Genomic DNA, 15,463 nt, shown 5'->3' with positions numbered 1-15,463 from the left:
TCATGACCGGCAATGACTCTCCAGAGAATGATGGTTTGGAACCCCACCTTCACTTGGCAGAGAAATATGACCGAATGGTTGAAAGTCAGTTACGTGCTCTTACTAATATCGACACGAACGCTTGGCGAGCGGCCCGTCTGATCGGGATTATACTTGGAATTCTCCTGACTGGGTTCTCAATTGTAGCACAGGGGAAGGGAAACGATGTAACATTATCTCCTGCTGTAATATTTTTCCTCACAATAGGAGTTGTCTCGCTGCTGGTATCACTGGTTTTCGCCGCAGTCAGCATTCTCAACGTGAAAGTGGGGTATGGTCCTGGGACGCACCTTTCAGACGGATTGACTGAAGGTGATGTTAGTCGGGAATCATATCCTGGGATAGTGTCCAAGAACTTGGCAAAGAACATTAAAAAGAACAATCGTGTCCTCTCTTCAAAGGCAGATAAACTCCGTTATACGTACAACTTCCTGATCGTAGGTCTTGTGTCCTTCTCTACCAGTGTTGGACTATTGGTGACGACACCAAGTCGAGAAAGCGCCCTTGTAATCGGCATTGGCTCAGTACTGGTGATGCTGGGGATCTCTTACTATATCCTTTACAAGAAGTATGATAACGAAGCAGAGAAAGGGGATTCCGACACTCAAGAATCATAGACGGGCGATAGTTATAGATTGCAATTACTTGATGGATCTACCAATATGAGTGGGTAGAGACCAGATCTTACTTAGATAGAATACTCCAGACAGGCACCCATTCGCGTCGTGAGCATGGCTTAGAGTATCCAGAGGTCGTTCGGTCCCCTCTGCGGGTAAATACGCCCCCGCCTGTAACTTCGAGTGCGTTTGTCCGGACCGTCCCATATATTCAAATACGAGACACGTCAAGACGCTCGTATCGATGGATCCCCTCACGACATCGCTGGGCATCAACCTACTCGCAACGGGGATCGCCGCGGGGGCCAACGTCACGGAGGGTAAGGTCCGAGACGTGCTCCGGCGGCGGCAGTACGACGACGACCGGGAACACGTCGCGTCGGTGTTCGCCGAGGAGCTGCAGGACGCGATCAAGGCCGAACACGACCGGCGGGACACGAACGAACTCGCGGGCGTCACCGACGACTGGGAGGCCGTCGTCGCGGAGGTGATCGGATCGGATGCCGAAGAGATCGGCGACGACAACTGTGATCGTGACGACGTCGGCCATCTCTTCGCCGACGAGGAAGACGCCGCCATCCACATCGCCGACGCGATCGCCACCGTGCAAGGGTTCGATCTCGCAGAGACACCCCAGCTGCGAGAGGAACTCGTCGCGGCGGTCCGCAACGCCTATCGGGAGGCGATCGTCGCCTTCGAAGGACGGATCGCCGAGACGGATCTCGCCGATGTGTTTCAGCAGGAACTACAGCTGGACATCCGCGAGGTACTCGGCGATCTCCAAGCACGGGTGGGGAAGATCGGGGCCGACGTTTCGGCACTGTTGACACAGGACGCCCGGAACGAAGGGTTCCGCCAGTTGTCGCCGGTGTATTTCGAACGGGCGACGCCGACCCCGGAGACCTCCTGGCGGACCACGTTCACACTGGCGGATGTCGAGGCGGGCATTCCGGCACGGCGGGATGGCCACGACGATCAGTATGCCGACGAGGAGCTGTTGGCGGCGCTGCGGAAAGGAGAGGATCGGCTCGTCGTCGGCCGGGCCGGCGCTGGCAAGAGCACGCTCTGCAAGCAGGTCGCGGTCGCGTGGTACCAGCATTCCGAGTTAGGAGAGGTGTTGTATCGGGACAGCGATGCAGGTGGGGGCTTCGAGAGTACGGAGGCGTTGCGAGAGGCTATCGATCGGGGGGACGGGCACGTCCTGGTGGTCGTCGAAGATGCGATCCGGGCGAACGCGCGGGCGATTTTCGACGTGATCGAGGAGTACGACGCCGTCGCGGACGTGACGTTCCTGCTGGACGCCCGGACCGAGGAGTTGGACAGCGATTCCGACGCCCAGACGCTGGACCAGAGTGGTGAACGGCGACAGCTTCGCGTTGCGGGTTCGATCGAGCGATACTATCTACCCGCGATCTCGGAGGCCGACGTCGAGCGGACGATCGCCGCGTTCGAGGGCGCGACCGGCCGGACTGTCGACCGGTCGGCCGGTGAGTTGTACGAGGAAATCCGTGCGGAGGGCGGCGAAGGCATCGGGCGGTTCTTGCTGCTCTCGTTCCACCTCCCGTTCGGTGACGGAGCCGTAGAGCGGGGTGAAAACGAGAGCGGGCTGGAGACCCACGTTCGGTCGCGATACCGGACGCTGATGAATCCAGGGAGCGAGGAGGCGTTGCGTGATCTCTCGCGCTTCGACGCGGATCTGCTGGCTGACGTGGGTGTGATGGTCAATCTGTTGAACGCCAGCGGGATCGGCATCTATCCGGAGTTAGTCCACGCGCTGGGGTACGAGTACGGCCACGACGTCGAGACTCACGACGAGATTGAGGGGATTCGTAAGGCCCTGGAAGGGTGGTTCCTGTTTCCGGTAGACGACGACAGTGAGCAGGTGCGAACGACCCACGACCTCTGGTCAACGTTGTATCTGCGGGCGGTGGCCCGGGATTATCTGGAGCAAAGGGCGAACAGTCGGCGGCGTGAGCGATCCGAGCCACGTGCGGCTCGTTGTATGGATTCGCTCTTTGCGTTGTTCGACGACGAGGCACACCGAGAGGCTCTATCACAGGAGTTCCCTGAGTCTTCAATGTTGAAGATTGTTGAGCGTAACTTGGAAGCGAAAGCTGACGAATACGTGAAATTGGTCTTCGGATTGACTAGGCGGTGGTCAACGTTGGCCCCCTTGGCCGGTACAGAAACGACTGCGAGATACGACTTGCCGACGGCTTGTTCGGATAAGACGTGTCAGCTAGTTATGTATTTGCGTGGCCATGCTCAACTCGACTATGGAACTTACCTGAAAGCACGAGGAGAATACGAACGTCTACTGGAGGATGCACAGAGTACAAGGGATCGCCAGCTCAAGGCCAACAGCCTAGGTAATCTGGGAATAGTCGCGGAAATGCGGGGCGAGTACGAGAAGGCCAGAAAGTACATTCAGCAGGCTCTGGAACTCGAACGTGAATTGGGCGACGTCAAGGGCGAATCCAAAAGTCTCAGTAACCTCGGGATAATCGCGGGGAATCTTGGAGCATTCGATCAGGCCAAAGAGTACCACCAGCGTAGTCTTGACCTTGCACGCGAACTGGATCGCCGTCAGGGCGAGGCCAAGACTCTCAATAACCTTGGATCTATTGCCCAAAAATTGGGCGAGTATGAACAGGCACGCGAGTACTTCCAACAGAGTCTAGACCTTACCCGCGAAGTTGGCGACCGTCGACTCGAAGCGACTTGTCTCGGGAATCTCGGACTAGTCAGTGATGAACTAGGTGAGTCTGAGGGGGCCCGAGAGTATCACATGCGGAGTCTGAAACTTAAACGTGAACTTGGCGACCAACCAGGCGAGGTGAGTACCCTAAATAATCTTGGAAGTGTTGCTCTAGAACTAGAAGAGTACGAACAAGCCAGGGAATATTTTCAACAAAGTTTGCAACTCGCACGCGAACTAGGTGACCGCAACAATGAAGCGAAAACTCTCGGGAATCTCGGACTTGTTGCCGGAAGTCTTGGCGAGGTTGATCAGGCTAGAGAGTACCACCAACGGTGTCTAAAACTTGCACGCGAAATGGGTGACCGTTGGACTGAAGCAAATAGCCTCGGGAATCTCGGTCTAGTCGCCCGGGGCCAAGGTGAGTACGAGCAGGCCCATGAGTACCTCCAGCAGAGTTTGTTCATTTTCCGCGATATCGACCATCCTCAAGCAGATACTGTCGAATCATGGTTGAATGAGTTGCCCGACAGCAAGTCATAATCGTTCAATTCACTCACACGCCCTCGACAACATGTTACCCGGTGTCGCGCGGCCGCGCTTCTCGCACAGACACCGCGCGATCGCAAACGCGCGCAGTACACCGGGCGGGCACGTGTCCGTCGTGAGCGTGCATTCTAGCGTCCAGGCGGACCCACACCGGGCGCGAGTACGTCCACGCCCGCAAACGCGGGTGCGCCTCGATCGCGGCCACAAACCGCCTGAACGTGCTCGCGAGTTTCGATGAGAGAGGAGGTCTCCAAGCCCCGGGAGTCAGGTGATAGCCTGGGGTTCGCTGTATGCTAAGTCGATATATCGAGAGTCTGTTAGACAGACCGTGCTGAATATAGGGTGTGTGTTAATCACGATAATCTCGATTATTCCGTGCTGAAACTGGCGAACCAGATGATTGCTGAACGTGCGTACCCTCCGGTTGTTTTCACCCAGTGCTCTGAATGAACATCAGATTGCCAACTGTAGTTCCATGATTCTCATCAAACACCAATTAGATTGAATTCGCGCGTTGCTCTTTAGCCCATTTGACAAGATTCTGGCGGTGGCCCTCAGCGATCATTTGACCGATTTCTTCTGGGTCCGAATCTTCTGGGTGTGGAATCTCCCGCTCCACAACCCATCCCTCATCGGGGTATAACGTGACAATGATCGTTTCATCAGCCGACGAAAGAACAAATGACGGAGCAACGTCCTCCGGTTGGTTTGCTACAGCTAATTCACCATCAAGGTAGATCCCAGAGAGGAACGGATTCTTCACAGCCATTCTTTCAACTTCTGGCTTCTTCAATGGACGATTGGGCAGAAATTCTATAATTCGATGATGGGTATGACAGACTGTACATTCTTCCCCAAAATGTTTAGTTGGGTCGTGGTTCTCTATCTTTCTCTCCATCTGCTTCTTAAACGCCTCAACTGAATTGGACTGGAGGGCTTCTTTGGGGTTTTCCAGAATCCGTTCTTTAATTTTCTCTTGCTCAGATTCAGAGACGGACCGACTAGAGACGCGATCTGCTCTGTTAATTAAGAAGGTTCCCCAATCAGGACCCAGTGTTTGAGGCGGACCAATTTCTCCACTACGTTCTACTTCTAAATCAGACAGTTGGGGATCTGACGGTGGTTGGATGCAGGAGAAGAATAGCATCTGGGGCAATTTAAAATAGATAGCTGTGGTACCAGGGCCGTGGACTGGGGTTGCATCAATTCCTCGATCAATATAGAATTCCCAGTTATCGGGTACCTCGTCTGGATTACTGGCGTCAGCTAAATCATCGAGGAAGAAGATGTAGTGCGTATATACATCTGTACTCAGCCGTAGGTTTCCCCTCAAAATGTCTGCCCATAGGTCCTTAGCCTCTCGAATAGCCTCAGCATGTATATGATCAAATTCAGAGAGGTCGGTCTGCTCGGAAACAATCACTCTCCACGAGATAGAGATAATGAATCGTTGGAGCCACTCGTCGTATGCAAATGACGTTGACTTTCCATCAATGAATGGATAGAAAATGTTAGATGCGAATTTACTCTCGTAATCCGAGAAGCTCTGCTCACAATCCTCACAGAGTAGTTTCTCATGGTAATCTTGGACTCGCGTATCTGGATTTTCTGAGTTTCGCAGAAACGGGGTAGCACCGGTCTTCTTAACCCACCTAAATACAAATCGGGGAATGACGTGGCTGTTTTGAAGGGTGGCTTGGTCTCCGCAGAGACGGCATTTTTTAGTCACGCTTAGGGTTTTGCTTGGCTGTCGGTTATATTTTATCTGTACTGACTGATTCAACTATTCGGGACCGACACTTTCTCGTGGAGATATGCGCGTTGTATTCAGCACGGCGCTACCAATCTACATCTTCGACAGAATAATACTGAACAGCCTCTGGAAGGAAGACGAATTTCCAGACACTCACACGCCCGCAACCACGTGATAGTCCGTCCCGCGCGGTCGCGCTTCCCAGACGGACAGTCGCGCGATCGCGAGCGCGTATAATACGACGGGCGAGCGCCCGATCGCGCCTACGGGCCTGAGAAAACGGTCGCCACGCTCTCGCCGTCGCCGGCTTCGATCTCGACCTGCCGGACGGGTTCGCTCCCCTCCTTGCGCCAGCCGCCGTCGACGTAGCGTTCGGTGACCCGGCGGTACCACTCGTCGGAGTGGGCCGGCCGCGCCAGTGGCTCGAAGCGGACGCGACGGTTCGCGTCGTCAGCGGGGCGGTAGGTCACGGTTACGCCCTCGGTCATGCCTCGATCCCCACCGCGTGGGCGAGATCGCGGGCTGCGGGCGAGCACGGGTGCGTACAGTCACTCCAGTGATCGATCGCGATCACGCCGGACTCGGCGACGAGGATCTCCGCGCCCAGGACCGACTCGATGTGGACGGTGTCTTTGTACATCGGTCAGGCCTCCGCTCCTACCGCGCGGGCGAGATCGTGAACCGCAGTGTCGCCCGGGTGGAGCCACTCGTTCCAGGCGTAGACCGTCGCCCGGCCGGTCGAATCGGCGATGACGGTCGCACCGAGGAGGTCCTCAACCTCCAGGTGATCGAGGAGTGTCTGTGTCATCGTCTCAGACCTCCGCGTCGAGTTCCGGCTTGTGAAACGCAGCGCCGCGATCGTGGCCCCGTGCGGCGAGCGCGTCGGCGAGTGCGTCCCACGAATCCACGTCCTCGAAGCCGATCAACTCGCGGCCGAGGGCGCGCGCTTCGTAGACGAGCACGCCCCCGTCGACGGGGACGCGCGTGCGGTTGTCAGCGGGCGGTGCGTCAGCGTTTTGGCGGTCGGTTGCGTTGGTTGCCATGGGTTCTGGACTCCATCGGAACCCGGCCCGCCTGTTCCAGCAGGCGGGCGATTCTACGTCACGAATCGCCCCGAGGGACCGGTGTTTCCATCCTACAGTAACGACTGGAGGTACTTAATATTTACCATAACTATAGTAAAGTTACGATATCAATGGTAATCAACCGTCATCCAGATACTCGCGGCCCTCGTCGGAGATCACGTAGTAGGCGCGTGTCCCGGAATCGGCTTCGACAATCCGTCCGTCGTCAAGTGGTTCTTTCTCTACGCGCAGGACCAGCCCCTCCTCGGCGAACTCTTCGAGATAGTTCCGGAGGCTGTCGACGCTGAACGTGACTGTTTGGTGAAGCCTCATGTTCCGGTAAAGGAGGAGAGGAGAGAGTGCCAGCGGGTGATCCTTCATGAACGCCAGGACCTGCCGGCGGCGGTCCTCTTTGGTCATACCTCCCCCATCCGGGCGCGCCCGTATATTTACACCGGAATCTTCAATCTTAATACAGCTATTCGAGTTCTCGGCTTTTACTCGCATATTTCCAATAACTATACCAAAGTTATTAGTATTTCCGTTAGTTTGCGACTAGAATGTGAAGTGCCCCACCCGCCCCTGTCCGACGCGACGTCGCCAAAACGAGTGACCCCGGCCGCACGGGCCGGGTGGGCGCGCTCTCGCACGACCACACATGACCCACGACACGACTGCGGGAAAAGACAGGTCGCATCGCTGTAGAACCACCCCCAGCCGTACCTTTTTCAGCCATGCACACCCTACTCACAACCGTCATGGCCACGGCGATCGAGTCCGAGCCACCCCGAACGTTCGCGGGGACGCTCAGGGACATCCTCGCCGTGGTGACAGTCAGTGCCGTCACAGGACTAATCTGGTTGCCGATCGTGACCCTGCCCACATTCGGCGGGGCCATCCTGGCCGAAGGAATTGGCCCGACGATCGCGTTCCCGGCGCTGTTCGGCGTGTATCTCGGTGGGACCGTCATCGGTGTCAAGGAACTGCTCGAACGGCAGTACAGCGACGAGGACACGTCGGCGGACCTTGCCCCCCGAGAGTTCCTGGCCCTACTCTTCGTGATGGCCACCTACATGAACCTGCAGCTGCTGGCCGGCGTGGTGGCGGCCGTCCTCGTCCCGACCGCCAGCGTCCTCGTCGCGCTGCTGGTGCCGATGGTCGACAAAGCGCTGGTGAGTCTCACGGGCCACTCCCCACTGTTCCTCTTCATCCGGGGCCTCGTCGCGGCCCTCGAAACGATCGGGGTCCGTGGGATCGACCTCGACGTCGTCGGCGACGGCAGTCTCGTCGCGGTCATCAGCTAATCGAGGTCGTCAGCCGACAACGTGAACATGCAGAATCCAACTCCCGTGGCCGTCCACGCAGTGGCGTTCGCCGCTACCAGGTGAGTGAGACCGAACAACGGCGCATTACCGAGGAGAGGGAGAGGAACCACGATCGCGATCGTGGTTACGACACCGAGCACCGAGATCCACAGCAGATAGCCCAGGGCCATTTTCACGACCGCGGCGGCGGCCGTCTTCGCGAAGCTCTCGGAGTGGAACCACCGGCTCAGTCGAACCTTGGGCGGGTCGTCGCCGAACATCGATCCGTTGGCGGCGTGACTCCCGGCAGGGTGAAAAACCCACCCGCCACGTGTCGCGGAGGTGCGGCCGCTTGGGACTGCTGTAGAATCGTTCACCTCCACCCGAAACCACGGGCCACACCCCCCACCCGCATGCGGGTGTCTCACAATGCGGAAACGGACCCGGAACCCCCTCGAACCGCCAGACGAGATGGTGATCGACGGGGCTTCCAGAAACCTGGAAACGACACGCCGAGCCCTAAGGGACGCCCAGACGCCCTCCCACGTATGGGTGCCCACCCCACGACGACCTTCGAGTTTCCGACCGTAGAGTGCCCCGGCTGTGGCGGCCGGCAGTACGATCCCGACCGGGAGTTCTGCCTGTGGTGTCTCCACGAAGGCAGCGAACGCATCCGACAACACGTCGACGAGCAACTGTCCCGGCCCGCGATCTACGGGCCACAGACGCCATCGCAACCACCCACGCCCGGCCTGGGAGGTGGCCAGCGATGACTGACGTCGACTCTGACCCCGCGATCGAGGAGGCCTACGACGGCGTCGACGAAGCCTACGTCCTGCTCGCCGAACTCGAAGAGTCGATCCCGCAACTGGAGGCGGAGGGCGAGTGGTCGGCCGAGGCGATCGAGGGCGTCAACCACCGCCTCGAAGAGATCCGGAAGTCGATCGCCCACGCCGGCGGCGAGGTCGCGCGGGCGCAGGTCGCGCTCGATCGCGTCCGTGAGGACGGTGAGACAGCATGACTGAGGCCACGACCGTCCAGTGTCGAGCCTGCGGCACAGAGATCCCGGCGCTGTCGGCGACGTGTCCCGCCTGCGGTGTGGACCGCAGTGATCTCGACGGAGGTGCATCGGCGTGAGTACCGAGGAGACCGCCAGCCCGGACGGCCGGACCTACCGAGATCCGTTCGAGAAGATCGCTGGCGAGACCGAAATCGAGTGGCAGTGTGCCACCGCTGCCCGGGATGTCGAGTTTGACGGCGAGCCGATCTGTGAGCACGATCCCGAGACGATCACGCTCGATGAGCCCGCCTACGTCGACGACGAGCACCGCCTGCATCTGCCCGGGCGACCGCTCGACTGCCCCGAGTGTGGTAACCCCTACGAGTTTCTGGTGAACGGCTCGGTGGTGACCTTCGTATGAGCACGACTGACTGCACGGCGGGCGAGATCGATTGGCCGGCCGGCTTCGAGCGCACGGACCCCGCCGATCGCGTTCGAACGTCGAAGTTCTCGGTCACGTTCCACGACGCCATTTCCGAACTCGAGGACGAACTTCTCGAGCGCGTCGATGCCGACGATGTCCGAATTTCGACGGCTGCCCCACACCGGAAGAGCGACGGTCGGCCCTATGCGGACGCGAACCCGGACGAACCGAGTGTTGTCGTGCGATGGACGAAGGATGGCGACCAGTACGCCGTCGCCTGCGATCACTACACTGACTGGCGGGACAACGCCCGCGCGATTGGCTTGTACGTCCGTGAGAAGCGGAAGATGGCATCCCGACCGGTCGTGACCGGCCAGGACGAGTTCGCAACGGCGCGGCTTCCTTCCGGTGACGAAGACGCAATCGCGGGCCAGAAGCCACCGAACGAAGTCCTGGGCGTCGAGCCGGACGCCGATCCCGCGACCGTTCGCGAGGCGTTCCGCGAGCGCGCCAAGGAGACCCACGCCGACGTCGGCGGGAGTAGCGAGGCGTTCAAGCGCGTGAAGCGCGCGAAGGAGGCGATGTTGTCATGAGGGGCCAGACGCCGGCTCCCGAGACAGCCCCCGACGGCGAGCAGCCGCCGTACGAGGACTGGGCGTGGCTGGCGACGCCCGACGAGGAACCCGAGTTCGTCGGCGTCTTCGCCGAGCCCATCGCCGAGTCGTGCCAGCACTGGGTGTGGACCGACGACGAGGTCGAGAAGTGCGGCCAGGACGCGACCCACACGGCCGTCTACCGGACGAGCCAGACGATGGAGTTGGCCGTCTGTGAGGAGTGTGGCGTCCCGGCGCTGGCCGGGCGATCGCTGTTCGCCACCAACGGAGGTGCCGACGCGTGAGCCGGCGCGCACCCCAGCGTCGCACGGTCGCGGTCGCGCCCGACGAGTGTGCCTGTGGTCGCCAGGCCGCGGGTTACTGTGCCGTCCGCGAAGCGCCGGTCTGTCCCGTGTGTGCGCGGGCACTCGGGGGTGATGAAGGTGAGTGAGTTCACTGAGCGTGAGATTGGCTCATTCCGGGCATTGAAGGGCCGAGGCGAAGATCGACAGGACAGCTTGACCAGTTTCAACGATCCACGAGGTGAGCAACAGTGACGTGTCCCAACTGCGGTAGCACTCGGCTTCGTCCCGAAGCTGGCTGTGAGTGGTGTCCGGAGTGTGGTTACAGTGCCTGCGGAGGTGGGCGGGCGTGATCGACGTCACGACCCCCCACCCGCATGCGGGGGGTGGTCGCCCGTGAGCGCCAGCGCACGCGATCGCGACACCGACGACGAAGAGAGTCTCGAAGCGCTCACCGCCCGAATCCTCGAAAACGGCACCGCCACCGAGGACGGCGAGCGGGTCGTGCGTGCACTCCACCGGCACGCGAAGAGGGAGGGAAAATGACCTCAGCGCAGCTCGTCGATCGCGTCGGCCAGGGCCTCGGGGTCGTCGGCGATCTGCCGGCGGAGGTCGAGGAACTGTTCGGCATCGGCGGGATCGGCCTTGGCGGCCTCCTCGACGACGATCTCTTCGAGGCGGTCGGCCCGCTCGGCCGCACCGGGTTCCAGCGCCTGCCCGCACCACACGCAGAGCGGTTTTTCGCGGGGCGTCTTCTCGCCACAGCGGGGACACTCCAAGGGCGCGATCTCGTCGTCGGAGGCCTCCTCTTCGATATCGGCACCGTAGACGCGAGCGAGTTCCCGGTCGCTCTCCTCGGCGAACACCGAGACGTAGCGGGAGGCGACGTCACTCCCCCGGACCCACCCGTGGTGATCTTCGAGGTGAGCCTGGTTCATCCCCTTCGAGGCGAGGTGGGCAGCCGAGGACTTGCGGAAGTTCGTCGGCGTCGCCGGTTTGTCGACGCCCGCGCGGTCGGCCACGCGCTTGAGCATCTTGATCTTGAAGGCCTGCGAGGTGTCATCGGGGCGGTCGAGGCGACACCACAGCGGGGCCTCCGGATCCTCGGGGGCAGGATGCTCGGCGAGCCACTGCTCGACGTACGGGACCGAGGGGATCAGCGTGACCGTCCGGCGGCCCTGTTTGCCCTCGACGGTGACCTGGAGGCCGTGCTTGTGGTCGGTCAGATCACCGACCGACAGTCCGGCGAACTCCCCGCCGCGCAGGCCCGCGTCGAACTGCAACGCGACCGCGGCGCGATCACGATCGTTCGCCGCCGCTTCGAGCATCGGCTGGACGTCGGCCTCCCACCGGAGCATCTGACTGGGGTCGGGCGTCGGGTCGTGCGTCGAGGGGGTACCGGAGGGGATCCACTCCAGGGTCGGCGGCACGTCGTCGCCGTCGGTGACGTGGCGGCCGAACACGCGGAGTGCAACGCGGTAGTCCCGGTTGGTCTCCTCGTTGTCGTAGCGGCGGTTGATCCAGGCGACGGCACTCTCGGCAGCGTCACGATCCTCGAGGACGGCCGCGAGGTCGCCGTGGGACTCTGCTATGATGACGAGATGGTTCAGCAGCTTGGCCTTCCGCGCGACCGAGTACTCGCTGTTGAGGAGATCGAGACGTTCCGCGAAGGCGTCGAGTGCCTCCGCATCGGCATCGCTGATGTCGGCGCTGTCGTGGATACGCTCGCGGAGGTTTTCGTACTTATCAGTCTCGTCGTACATGGACGGTCCGTATACCAGCCAGCCATTTATATGTATGGCATTGAACTCAGTGTAGAGGTCCCTGCCGGAGCACTTCTGTCGCTCGCAATTCAGCGAGTTTCGACGGCGTCGGCCGGCGTTCGTGCTGGGCGATCGCCTCCTCGAACCCGTCGTTGACGGCCGATCGGACGACCTCGAAGAAACGGGCTGGGGACATCGGTGGTGAATCGTCCTCTGTCATCGCAATACAACCAACGATCCAGTCGAGCGTAATTTTCACCACTAAATACCGGTTCATTCCATTGTGTAAGATAATTTTGCATTGTTAGTACTCAAAGACCGTTGTCGACAGACAACGAAGGACTGGACAGCGATCGCGACTCGATACAGAATTCCACGCGTCGGCTTTCGACGGGCGTCTTTTCGGCGTTCAGAGACGAATCGAATGGATATCACAGTCCGCCGCCGGGGTGAGCGCCATATTGATGGAAATCGGCCTGGTAGTACGCGCGTGAGCACCCCGGTCGAAATTATCGCCGTCGTCACGACCATCGTTGGGTTAGGCGTCGGCTCGAAAATCCTCGCAGATCGGCTGCAAATTCCGAGCGTGTTGTTCCTTATCCTCTCAGGTATCGTCGTCGGCCCGGAAGGATTCGGACTCGTCACGCCCGAGGTGTTCGGCGGCCCCGATGGGGCACTTCCCGCGATCGTCGGCCTGAGCGTCGCCATCATCGTCTTCGAGGGGGCGTTCTCCGTCGAAATCGAGCGAATACAGGAAGCGCCACGGAGTACGCTCCGACTGGTCACGATCGGCGCAGCGGCGACGCTGCTCGGAGCGACTGTGATCGTCCACTATCTCGTCGGTGCGCCGTGGGACGTCTCGCTGTTAATCGGGTCACTGCTGGTCGCGACCGGCCCGACGGTCATCACACCGATCATGGACGTCGTGATGGTGCGCGAGCGGGTCGCCTCGACCCTCGAGATCGAGGGTGTCGTCAACGACGTGACGGCTGCGATCCTGGCCGTCGTCACCTTCGAATACGTCGTCCTCACCCGGCGCGGCGTCGAGATGATTGTTGGGGAGTTCCTCCTCCGGTTCGGGGCAGGCATCGCGATCGGTTTCGTGATCGCGGGTCTCGCTCGGGTCGCCCTCACACGGTTGAGTCGCTCGGACAACGGCCCACAGAACGCGCGATTGATCGTGTTGGTCACCGCGCTGATCGCCTACGGCGTCGCGGAAGCACGCTTCCAGGAGGCAGGGGTCGCGGCGGTCGCCACCGCCGGGTTCGTCCTCGGCAATTTCAAGATACCCTATCGGGACACGATCGAACAGTTCAAAGGCGACGTGACGCTGCTGGTCAACTCCTTCGTCTTCATCACGCTCGCCTCGCTACTATCAGTAGGTGATCTACAGACCCTTGGTCTGGCGGGCGTGGCCGCTGCAGTCCTCATCGCGGCCGTCGTGCGTCCGCTGGCTGTCATGGCCTGTACGATCGGGGACACTGTCTCCGTCCGGGAACGAGCGTTTATGAGTGCGATGGGACCGCGCGGGATCATCCCGGCGTCGGTCGCGACGCTGTTTGCCCTACAACTCCAACCCCAGGACCCACAGGCGGCGACGACCCTCGTCGGCATGGTGTTTCTGGTCATCCTGCTGACCGTCGTGTTTGAAGGGGGTGGCGCTCGACATATCGCCCAGGCACTCGACGTGATACCGAAACGTGTACTTATCGTGGGCGGCGGCCGGATCGGACGGGAACTGGCGACGCGACTCGAAGACCGCGACGAAGAAGTCGTCATCGTCGAGAAAGACCCGGACGTCGCCGAACGGCTCCGGTCTGAGGGCTATACTGTTCGAGAGGGGGACGCGTCCGAGCGGAACACCCTGCAAGATGCCGGGGTCGCGAGCGCAAAGGTTCTCGCAGTCGCGACGCCCGACGACGACGTCAACCTGTTGGTCAGCCAGCTGGCCAAAAACAAGTTCGGCGTCGAGACAGTCATCGCGCGGGTGAACGAACCGACGAACGCCGACGCGTTCGAGGATCTCGACGTCGACACCGTCCCGAGTTGGCGCTCGGTCGCATGGGCGATGGACAACCGTATCGAGCGACCGGCGATCGCCCGCTGGATGTCCGAGTTCGACCAGAGCGGTGACGTCCAGGAAGTCGAAGTCACGAATACCAGTCGTACCGGCGAGACAGTCGCTCAATTCGGGGACGACCTCCCGGATGGCGCACACCTCGCTCTCATCAGTCGTGGCGGGAACAACCATCTCCCCCATCCCGAACAGGAGATTCAGGTGGGAGATCACCTGACGTTCATCGGTCGGCCAGATGCCGTCCAGAGGGCTGTGGGATTCTGTGAGCGGTGACCACGAGCGACGAGACGAGCGCTGGAGAGTGTTGTGCGAAGACAGCACGGAGAACCGTTCAGGGCTCTCGGGAGCTTCCCTCGAACAATGTGCGTCTGCATCCCGATCACAGCGGGTTCGACGCGAAACTGTCGGACCATTTCGGGCAAGCGTCGTTCGATACAGTCCTCGAAACTGACAGCAGAGCCACCGACGTCGTCGAAAACGAGTGTGGCCACGTCGGAAGGGACAAGCACCCACCATGTTCGTCGCTGATCTGGACATCGACGTAGTGATCTCCGGGCCGCATTCGAGCGGGGAAAACTGGAGGGACGTGGGACCGACGACGCTCATCCGTCCGGGCACCACGACACCTGAGTCGACAGCTGGCCCCCGCCTGATACTGTCGGGGGAGTACTTTTTACCACGCACGCCCAACCGCACGGTATGGAACACGAAGCGACCGTCGAGGGTGTGGGCGTCGGCGTCGGGGAGGAAGGTGCAGGGGCACCGGTGGTCCTGCTGCGTGCTCGCGAGCAACTCGTGCCCATCTTCGTCAGCGGCGATCAGGCCCAGTCGATGCAACTCGCCATCGAAAACGAACCGTTCGAGCGACCGCTCACCCACGACCTGTTGATCGAGATGATCTCAGAGTTCGGTGCAGCCATCGACCGCGTCCGGATCGACGACCTCTCGGACGGGACGTTCTACGCGAAAATCGACGCCGAACAGTACGTCGATGGATCACGAAAGAACGCGGTCTTCGACGCTCGTCCCAGCGATGGGGTCGCGATTGCCCTCCGGGATGACTGCCCGGTCGTCATCAGTGACGAGGTCATCGACGAGGCGGGCCGTCCCCCCGAAGCGTTCGAACCTGACGAGGACCCCGACGTCGAGGGCGACCTGAACTCCTTTACGGACCCGACGTTCGACTCGGCAGAGGACTCCGACGACACCGAAGATATGGACTTCTGAAAACGCACGATCACGCGGAATCCGTCCAGTTCCCATCAGCCGACTGATCAAAT

At 60.5% G+C, this 15,463-nt stretch carries 21 protein-coding genes; 12 read left to right on the top strand and 9 right to left on the bottom strand.

All coding sequences use genetic code 11. The features are described from left to right. Positions 1 to 2 precede the first annotated feature (2 nt). Positions 3 to 656: a hypothetical protein gene (locus HTIA_RS15925; protein ID WP_008525882.1), complete on the top strand. Its 654-nt coding sequence runs from the start codon at positions 3 to 5 to the stop codon at positions 654 to 656. A 244-nt stretch (positions 657 to 900) separates the two neighbouring features. After that, positions 901 to 3,897 carry a tetratricopeptide repeat protein gene (locus HTIA_RS15485; protein ID WP_008525883.1) on the top strand — a complete coding sequence of 999 codons (2,997 nt, stop codon included), beginning with the start codon at positions 901 to 903 and terminating at the stop codon, positions 3,895 to 3,897. 502 nt (positions 3,898 to 4,399) lie between these two features. Here the strand turns inward: HTIA_RS15485 and HTIA_RS16415 are convergent. The 6 genes from HTIA_RS16415 to HTIA_RS10805 all read right to left on the bottom strand — a co-directional run bounded on the left by HTIA_RS16415 (position 4,400) and on the right by HTIA_RS10805 (position 7,140). Next, positions 4,400 to 5,632, bottom strand: coding sequence for a hypothetical protein (locus HTIA_RS16415; protein ID WP_008525885.1), 1,233 nt, complete (start codon positions 5,630 to 5,632; stop codon positions 4,400 to 4,402). Between the two features lie 287 nt (positions 5,633 to 5,919). Continuing rightward, positions 5,920 to 6,144, bottom strand: a complete 225-nt coding sequence (locus tag HTIA_RS10815; RefSeq protein ID WP_008525886.1) for a hypothetical protein — start codon at positions 6,142 to 6,144, stop codon at positions 5,920 to 5,922. Further along, positions 6,141 to 6,296, bottom strand: coding sequence for a hypothetical protein (locus tag HTIA_RS16690; RefSeq protein WP_008525889.1), 156 nt, complete (start codon positions 6,294 to 6,296; stop codon positions 6,141 to 6,143). Before HTIA_RS16690 ends, HTIA_RS10815 begins: the two co-directional genes overlap by 4 nt. Positions 6,297 to 6,299: 3 nt before the next feature. Then, entirely contained in the window at positions 6,300 to 6,464 is a 165-nt protein-coding gene (locus HTIA_RS16685; RefSeq protein ID WP_008525890.1) for a hypothetical protein, read from the bottom strand. A 4-nt stretch (positions 6,465 to 6,468) separates the two neighbouring features. Next, positions 6,469 to 6,699, bottom strand: coding sequence for a hypothetical protein (locus tag HTIA_RS10810; RefSeq protein ID WP_008525891.1), 231 nt, complete (start codon positions 6,697 to 6,699; stop codon positions 6,469 to 6,471). A gap of 159 nt (positions 6,700 to 6,858) precedes the next feature. Beyond that, complete coding sequence (locus tag HTIA_RS10805) at positions 6,859 to 7,140, bottom strand: hypothetical protein (protein WP_008525892.1); 282 nt, start codon at positions 7,138 to 7,140, stop codon at positions 6,859 to 6,861. Positions 7,141 to 7,478: 338 nt separating this feature from the next. On the opposite strand from HTIA_RS10805, the gene HTIA_RS10800 reads away from it, so the two are divergent. After that, on the top strand, positions 7,479 to 8,024 hold the full coding sequence (locus tag HTIA_RS10800; RefSeq protein ID WP_020936354.1) for a hypothetical protein: 546 nt from the start codon (positions 7,479 to 7,481) through the stop codon (positions 8,022 to 8,024). Here HTIA_RS10800 and HTIA_RS10795 read toward each other — a convergent pair. Then, a complete protein-coding gene (locus HTIA_RS10795; protein WP_008525894.1) occupies positions 8,021 to 8,305 on the bottom strand; it encodes a hypothetical protein in 285 nt (94 codons plus the stop codon). The genes HTIA_RS10800 and HTIA_RS10795 overlap by 4 nt on opposite strands. A gap of 267 nt (positions 8,306 to 8,572) precedes the next feature. Here HTIA_RS10795 and HTIA_RS10790 point away from each other — a divergent pair, with 267 nt between their 5' ends. From HTIA_RS10790 to HTIA_RS16675, 7 genes are all read left to right on the top strand, one after another. Continuing rightward, positions 8,573 to 8,797: a hypothetical protein gene (locus tag HTIA_RS10790; protein ID WP_008525895.1), complete on the top strand. Its 225-nt coding sequence runs from the start codon at positions 8,573 to 8,575 to the stop codon at positions 8,795 to 8,797. Next, complete coding sequence (locus HTIA_RS10785; protein ID WP_008525896.1) at positions 8,794 to 9,045, top strand: hypothetical protein; 252 nt, start codon at positions 8,794 to 8,796, stop codon at positions 9,043 to 9,045. Before HTIA_RS10790 ends, HTIA_RS10785 begins: the two co-directional genes overlap by 4 nt. Before the next feature lie 112 nt (positions 9,046 to 9,157). Next, the gene (locus tag HTIA_RS10780) at positions 9,158 to 9,445 is read left to right on the top strand and encodes a hypothetical protein (protein ID WP_008525897.1); all 288 of its coding nucleotides are present in this window, start codon (positions 9,158 to 9,160) and stop codon (positions 9,443 to 9,445) included. Next, the gene (locus tag HTIA_RS10775; RefSeq protein ID WP_008525899.1) at positions 9,442 to 10,041 is read left to right on the top strand and encodes a J domain-containing protein; all 600 of its coding nucleotides are present in this window, start codon (positions 9,442 to 9,444) and stop codon (positions 10,039 to 10,041) included. The genes HTIA_RS10780 and HTIA_RS10775 overlap by 4 nt, the downstream gene beginning before the upstream one ends. Further along, positions 10,038 to 10,346, top strand: a complete 309-nt coding sequence (locus HTIA_RS10770; protein ID WP_008525901.1) for a hypothetical protein — start codon at positions 10,038 to 10,040, stop codon at positions 10,344 to 10,346. Before HTIA_RS10775 ends, HTIA_RS10770 begins: the two co-directional genes overlap by 4 nt. Continuing rightward, the gene (locus HTIA_RS16680) at positions 10,343 to 10,492 is read left to right on the top strand and encodes a hypothetical protein (protein ID WP_153802430.1); all 150 of its coding nucleotides are present in this window, start codon (positions 10,343 to 10,345) and stop codon (positions 10,490 to 10,492) included. The genes HTIA_RS10770 and HTIA_RS16680 overlap by 4 nt, the downstream gene beginning before the upstream one ends. A gap of 247 nt (positions 10,493 to 10,739) precedes the next feature. Next, complete coding sequence (locus HTIA_RS16675) at positions 10,740 to 10,889, top strand: hypothetical protein (protein ID WP_008525902.1); 150 nt, start codon at positions 10,740 to 10,742, stop codon at positions 10,887 to 10,889. A gap of 2 nt (positions 10,890 to 10,891) precedes the next feature. On the opposite strand, the gene HTIA_RS10765 is transcribed toward HTIA_RS16675, so the two are convergent. Beyond that, positions 10,892 to 12,106 carry a tyrosine-type recombinase/integrase gene (locus HTIA_RS10765; RefSeq protein WP_008525903.1) on the bottom strand — a complete coding sequence of 405 codons (1,215 nt, stop codon included), beginning with the start codon at positions 12,104 to 12,106 and terminating at the stop codon, positions 10,892 to 10,894. 46 nt (positions 12,107 to 12,152) lie between these two features. Further along, a complete protein-coding gene (locus HTIA_RS16670; protein ID WP_008525904.1) occupies positions 12,153 to 12,326 on the bottom strand; it encodes a hypothetical protein in 174 nt (57 codons plus the stop codon). A gap of 270 nt (positions 12,327 to 12,596) precedes the next feature. Between HTIA_RS16670 and HTIA_RS10760 the strand changes: the two genes are divergently transcribed. Continuing rightward, entirely contained in the window at positions 12,597 to 14,456 is a 1,860-nt protein-coding gene (locus HTIA_RS10760) for a cation:proton antiporter (RefSeq protein WP_008525905.1), read from the top strand. Between the two features lie 426 nt (positions 14,457 to 14,882). Further along, positions 14,883 to 15,410 carry a bifunctional nuclease family protein gene (locus HTIA_RS10750; protein ID WP_008525907.1) on the top strand — a complete coding sequence of 176 codons (528 nt, stop codon included), beginning with the start codon at positions 14,883 to 14,885 and terminating at the stop codon, positions 15,408 to 15,410. Positions 15,411 to 15,463 lie beyond the last annotated feature (53 nt).

This window comes from Halorhabdus tiamatea SARL4B, from assembly GCF_000470655.1.
Taxonomy (GTDB): domain Archaea; phylum Halobacteriota; class Halobacteria; order Halobacteriales; family Haloarculaceae; genus Halorhabdus; species Halorhabdus tiamatea.
Note: the sequence above shows the minus strand (reverse complement) of the source record. Positions and strands in the feature narration are given on the sequence as shown.

What these genes read in the sequence shown, in the direction of transcription:
- HTIA_RS15925 (WP_008525882.1), top strand. Translation starts at nt 3, where the DNA reads ATGACCGGCAATGACTCTCCAGAGAATGATGGTTTGGAACCCCACCTT.
- HTIA_RS15485 (WP_008525883.1), top strand. Translation starts at nt 901, where the DNA reads ATGGATCCCCTCACGACATCGCTGGGCATCAACCTACTCGCAACGGGG.
- HTIA_RS10815 (WP_008525886.1), bottom strand. Translation starts at nt 6,144, where the DNA reads ATGACCGAGGGCGTAACCGTGACCTACCGCCCCGCTGACGACGCGAAC.
- HTIA_RS16690 (WP_008525889.1), bottom strand. Translation starts at nt 6,296, where the DNA reads ATGTACAAAGACACCGTCCACATCGAGTCGGTCCTGGGCGCGGAGATC.
- HTIA_RS16685 (WP_008525890.1), bottom strand. Translation starts at nt 6,464, where the DNA reads ATGACACAGACACTCCTCGATCACCTGGAGGTTGAGGACCTCCTCGGT.
- HTIA_RS10810 (WP_008525891.1), bottom strand. Translation starts at nt 6,699, where the DNA reads ATGGCAACCAACGCAACCGACCGCCAAAACGCTGACGCACCGCCCGCT.
- HTIA_RS10805 (WP_008525892.1), bottom strand. Translation starts at nt 7,140, where the DNA reads ATGACCAAAGAGGACCGCCGCCGGCAGGTCCTGGCGTTCATGAAGGAT.
- HTIA_RS10800 (WP_020936354.1), top strand. Translation starts at nt 7,479, where the DNA reads ATGGCCACGGCGATCGAGTCCGAGCCACCCCGAACGTTCGCGGGGACG.
- HTIA_RS10795 (WP_008525894.1), bottom strand. Translation starts at nt 8,305, where the DNA reads ATGTTCGGCGACGACCCGCCCAAGGTTCGACTGAGCCGGTGGTTCCAC.
- HTIA_RS10790 (WP_008525895.1), top strand. Translation starts at nt 8,573, where the DNA reads ATGGGTGCCCACCCCACGACGACCTTCGAGTTTCCGACCGTAGAGTGC.
- HTIA_RS10785 (WP_008525896.1), top strand. Translation starts at nt 8,794, where the DNA reads ATGACTGACGTCGACTCTGACCCCGCGATCGAGGAGGCCTACGACGGC.
- HTIA_RS10775 (WP_008525899.1), top strand. Translation starts at nt 9,442, where the DNA reads ATGAGCACGACTGACTGCACGGCGGGCGAGATCGATTGGCCGGCCGGC.
- HTIA_RS10770 (WP_008525901.1), top strand. Translation starts at nt 10,038, where the DNA reads ATGAGGGGCCAGACGCCGGCTCCCGAGACAGCCCCCGACGGCGAGCAG.
- HTIA_RS10765 (WP_008525903.1), bottom strand. Translation starts at nt 12,106, where the DNA reads ATGTACGACGAGACTGATAAGTACGAAAACCTCCGCGAGCGTATCCAC.
- HTIA_RS16670 (WP_008525904.1), bottom strand. Translation starts at nt 12,326, where the DNA reads ATGACAGAGGACGATTCACCACCGATGTCCCCAGCCCGTTTCTTCGAG.
- HTIA_RS10750 (WP_008525907.1), top strand. Translation starts at nt 14,883, where the DNA reads ATGGAACACGAAGCGACCGTCGAGGGTGTGGGCGTCGGCGTCGGGGAG.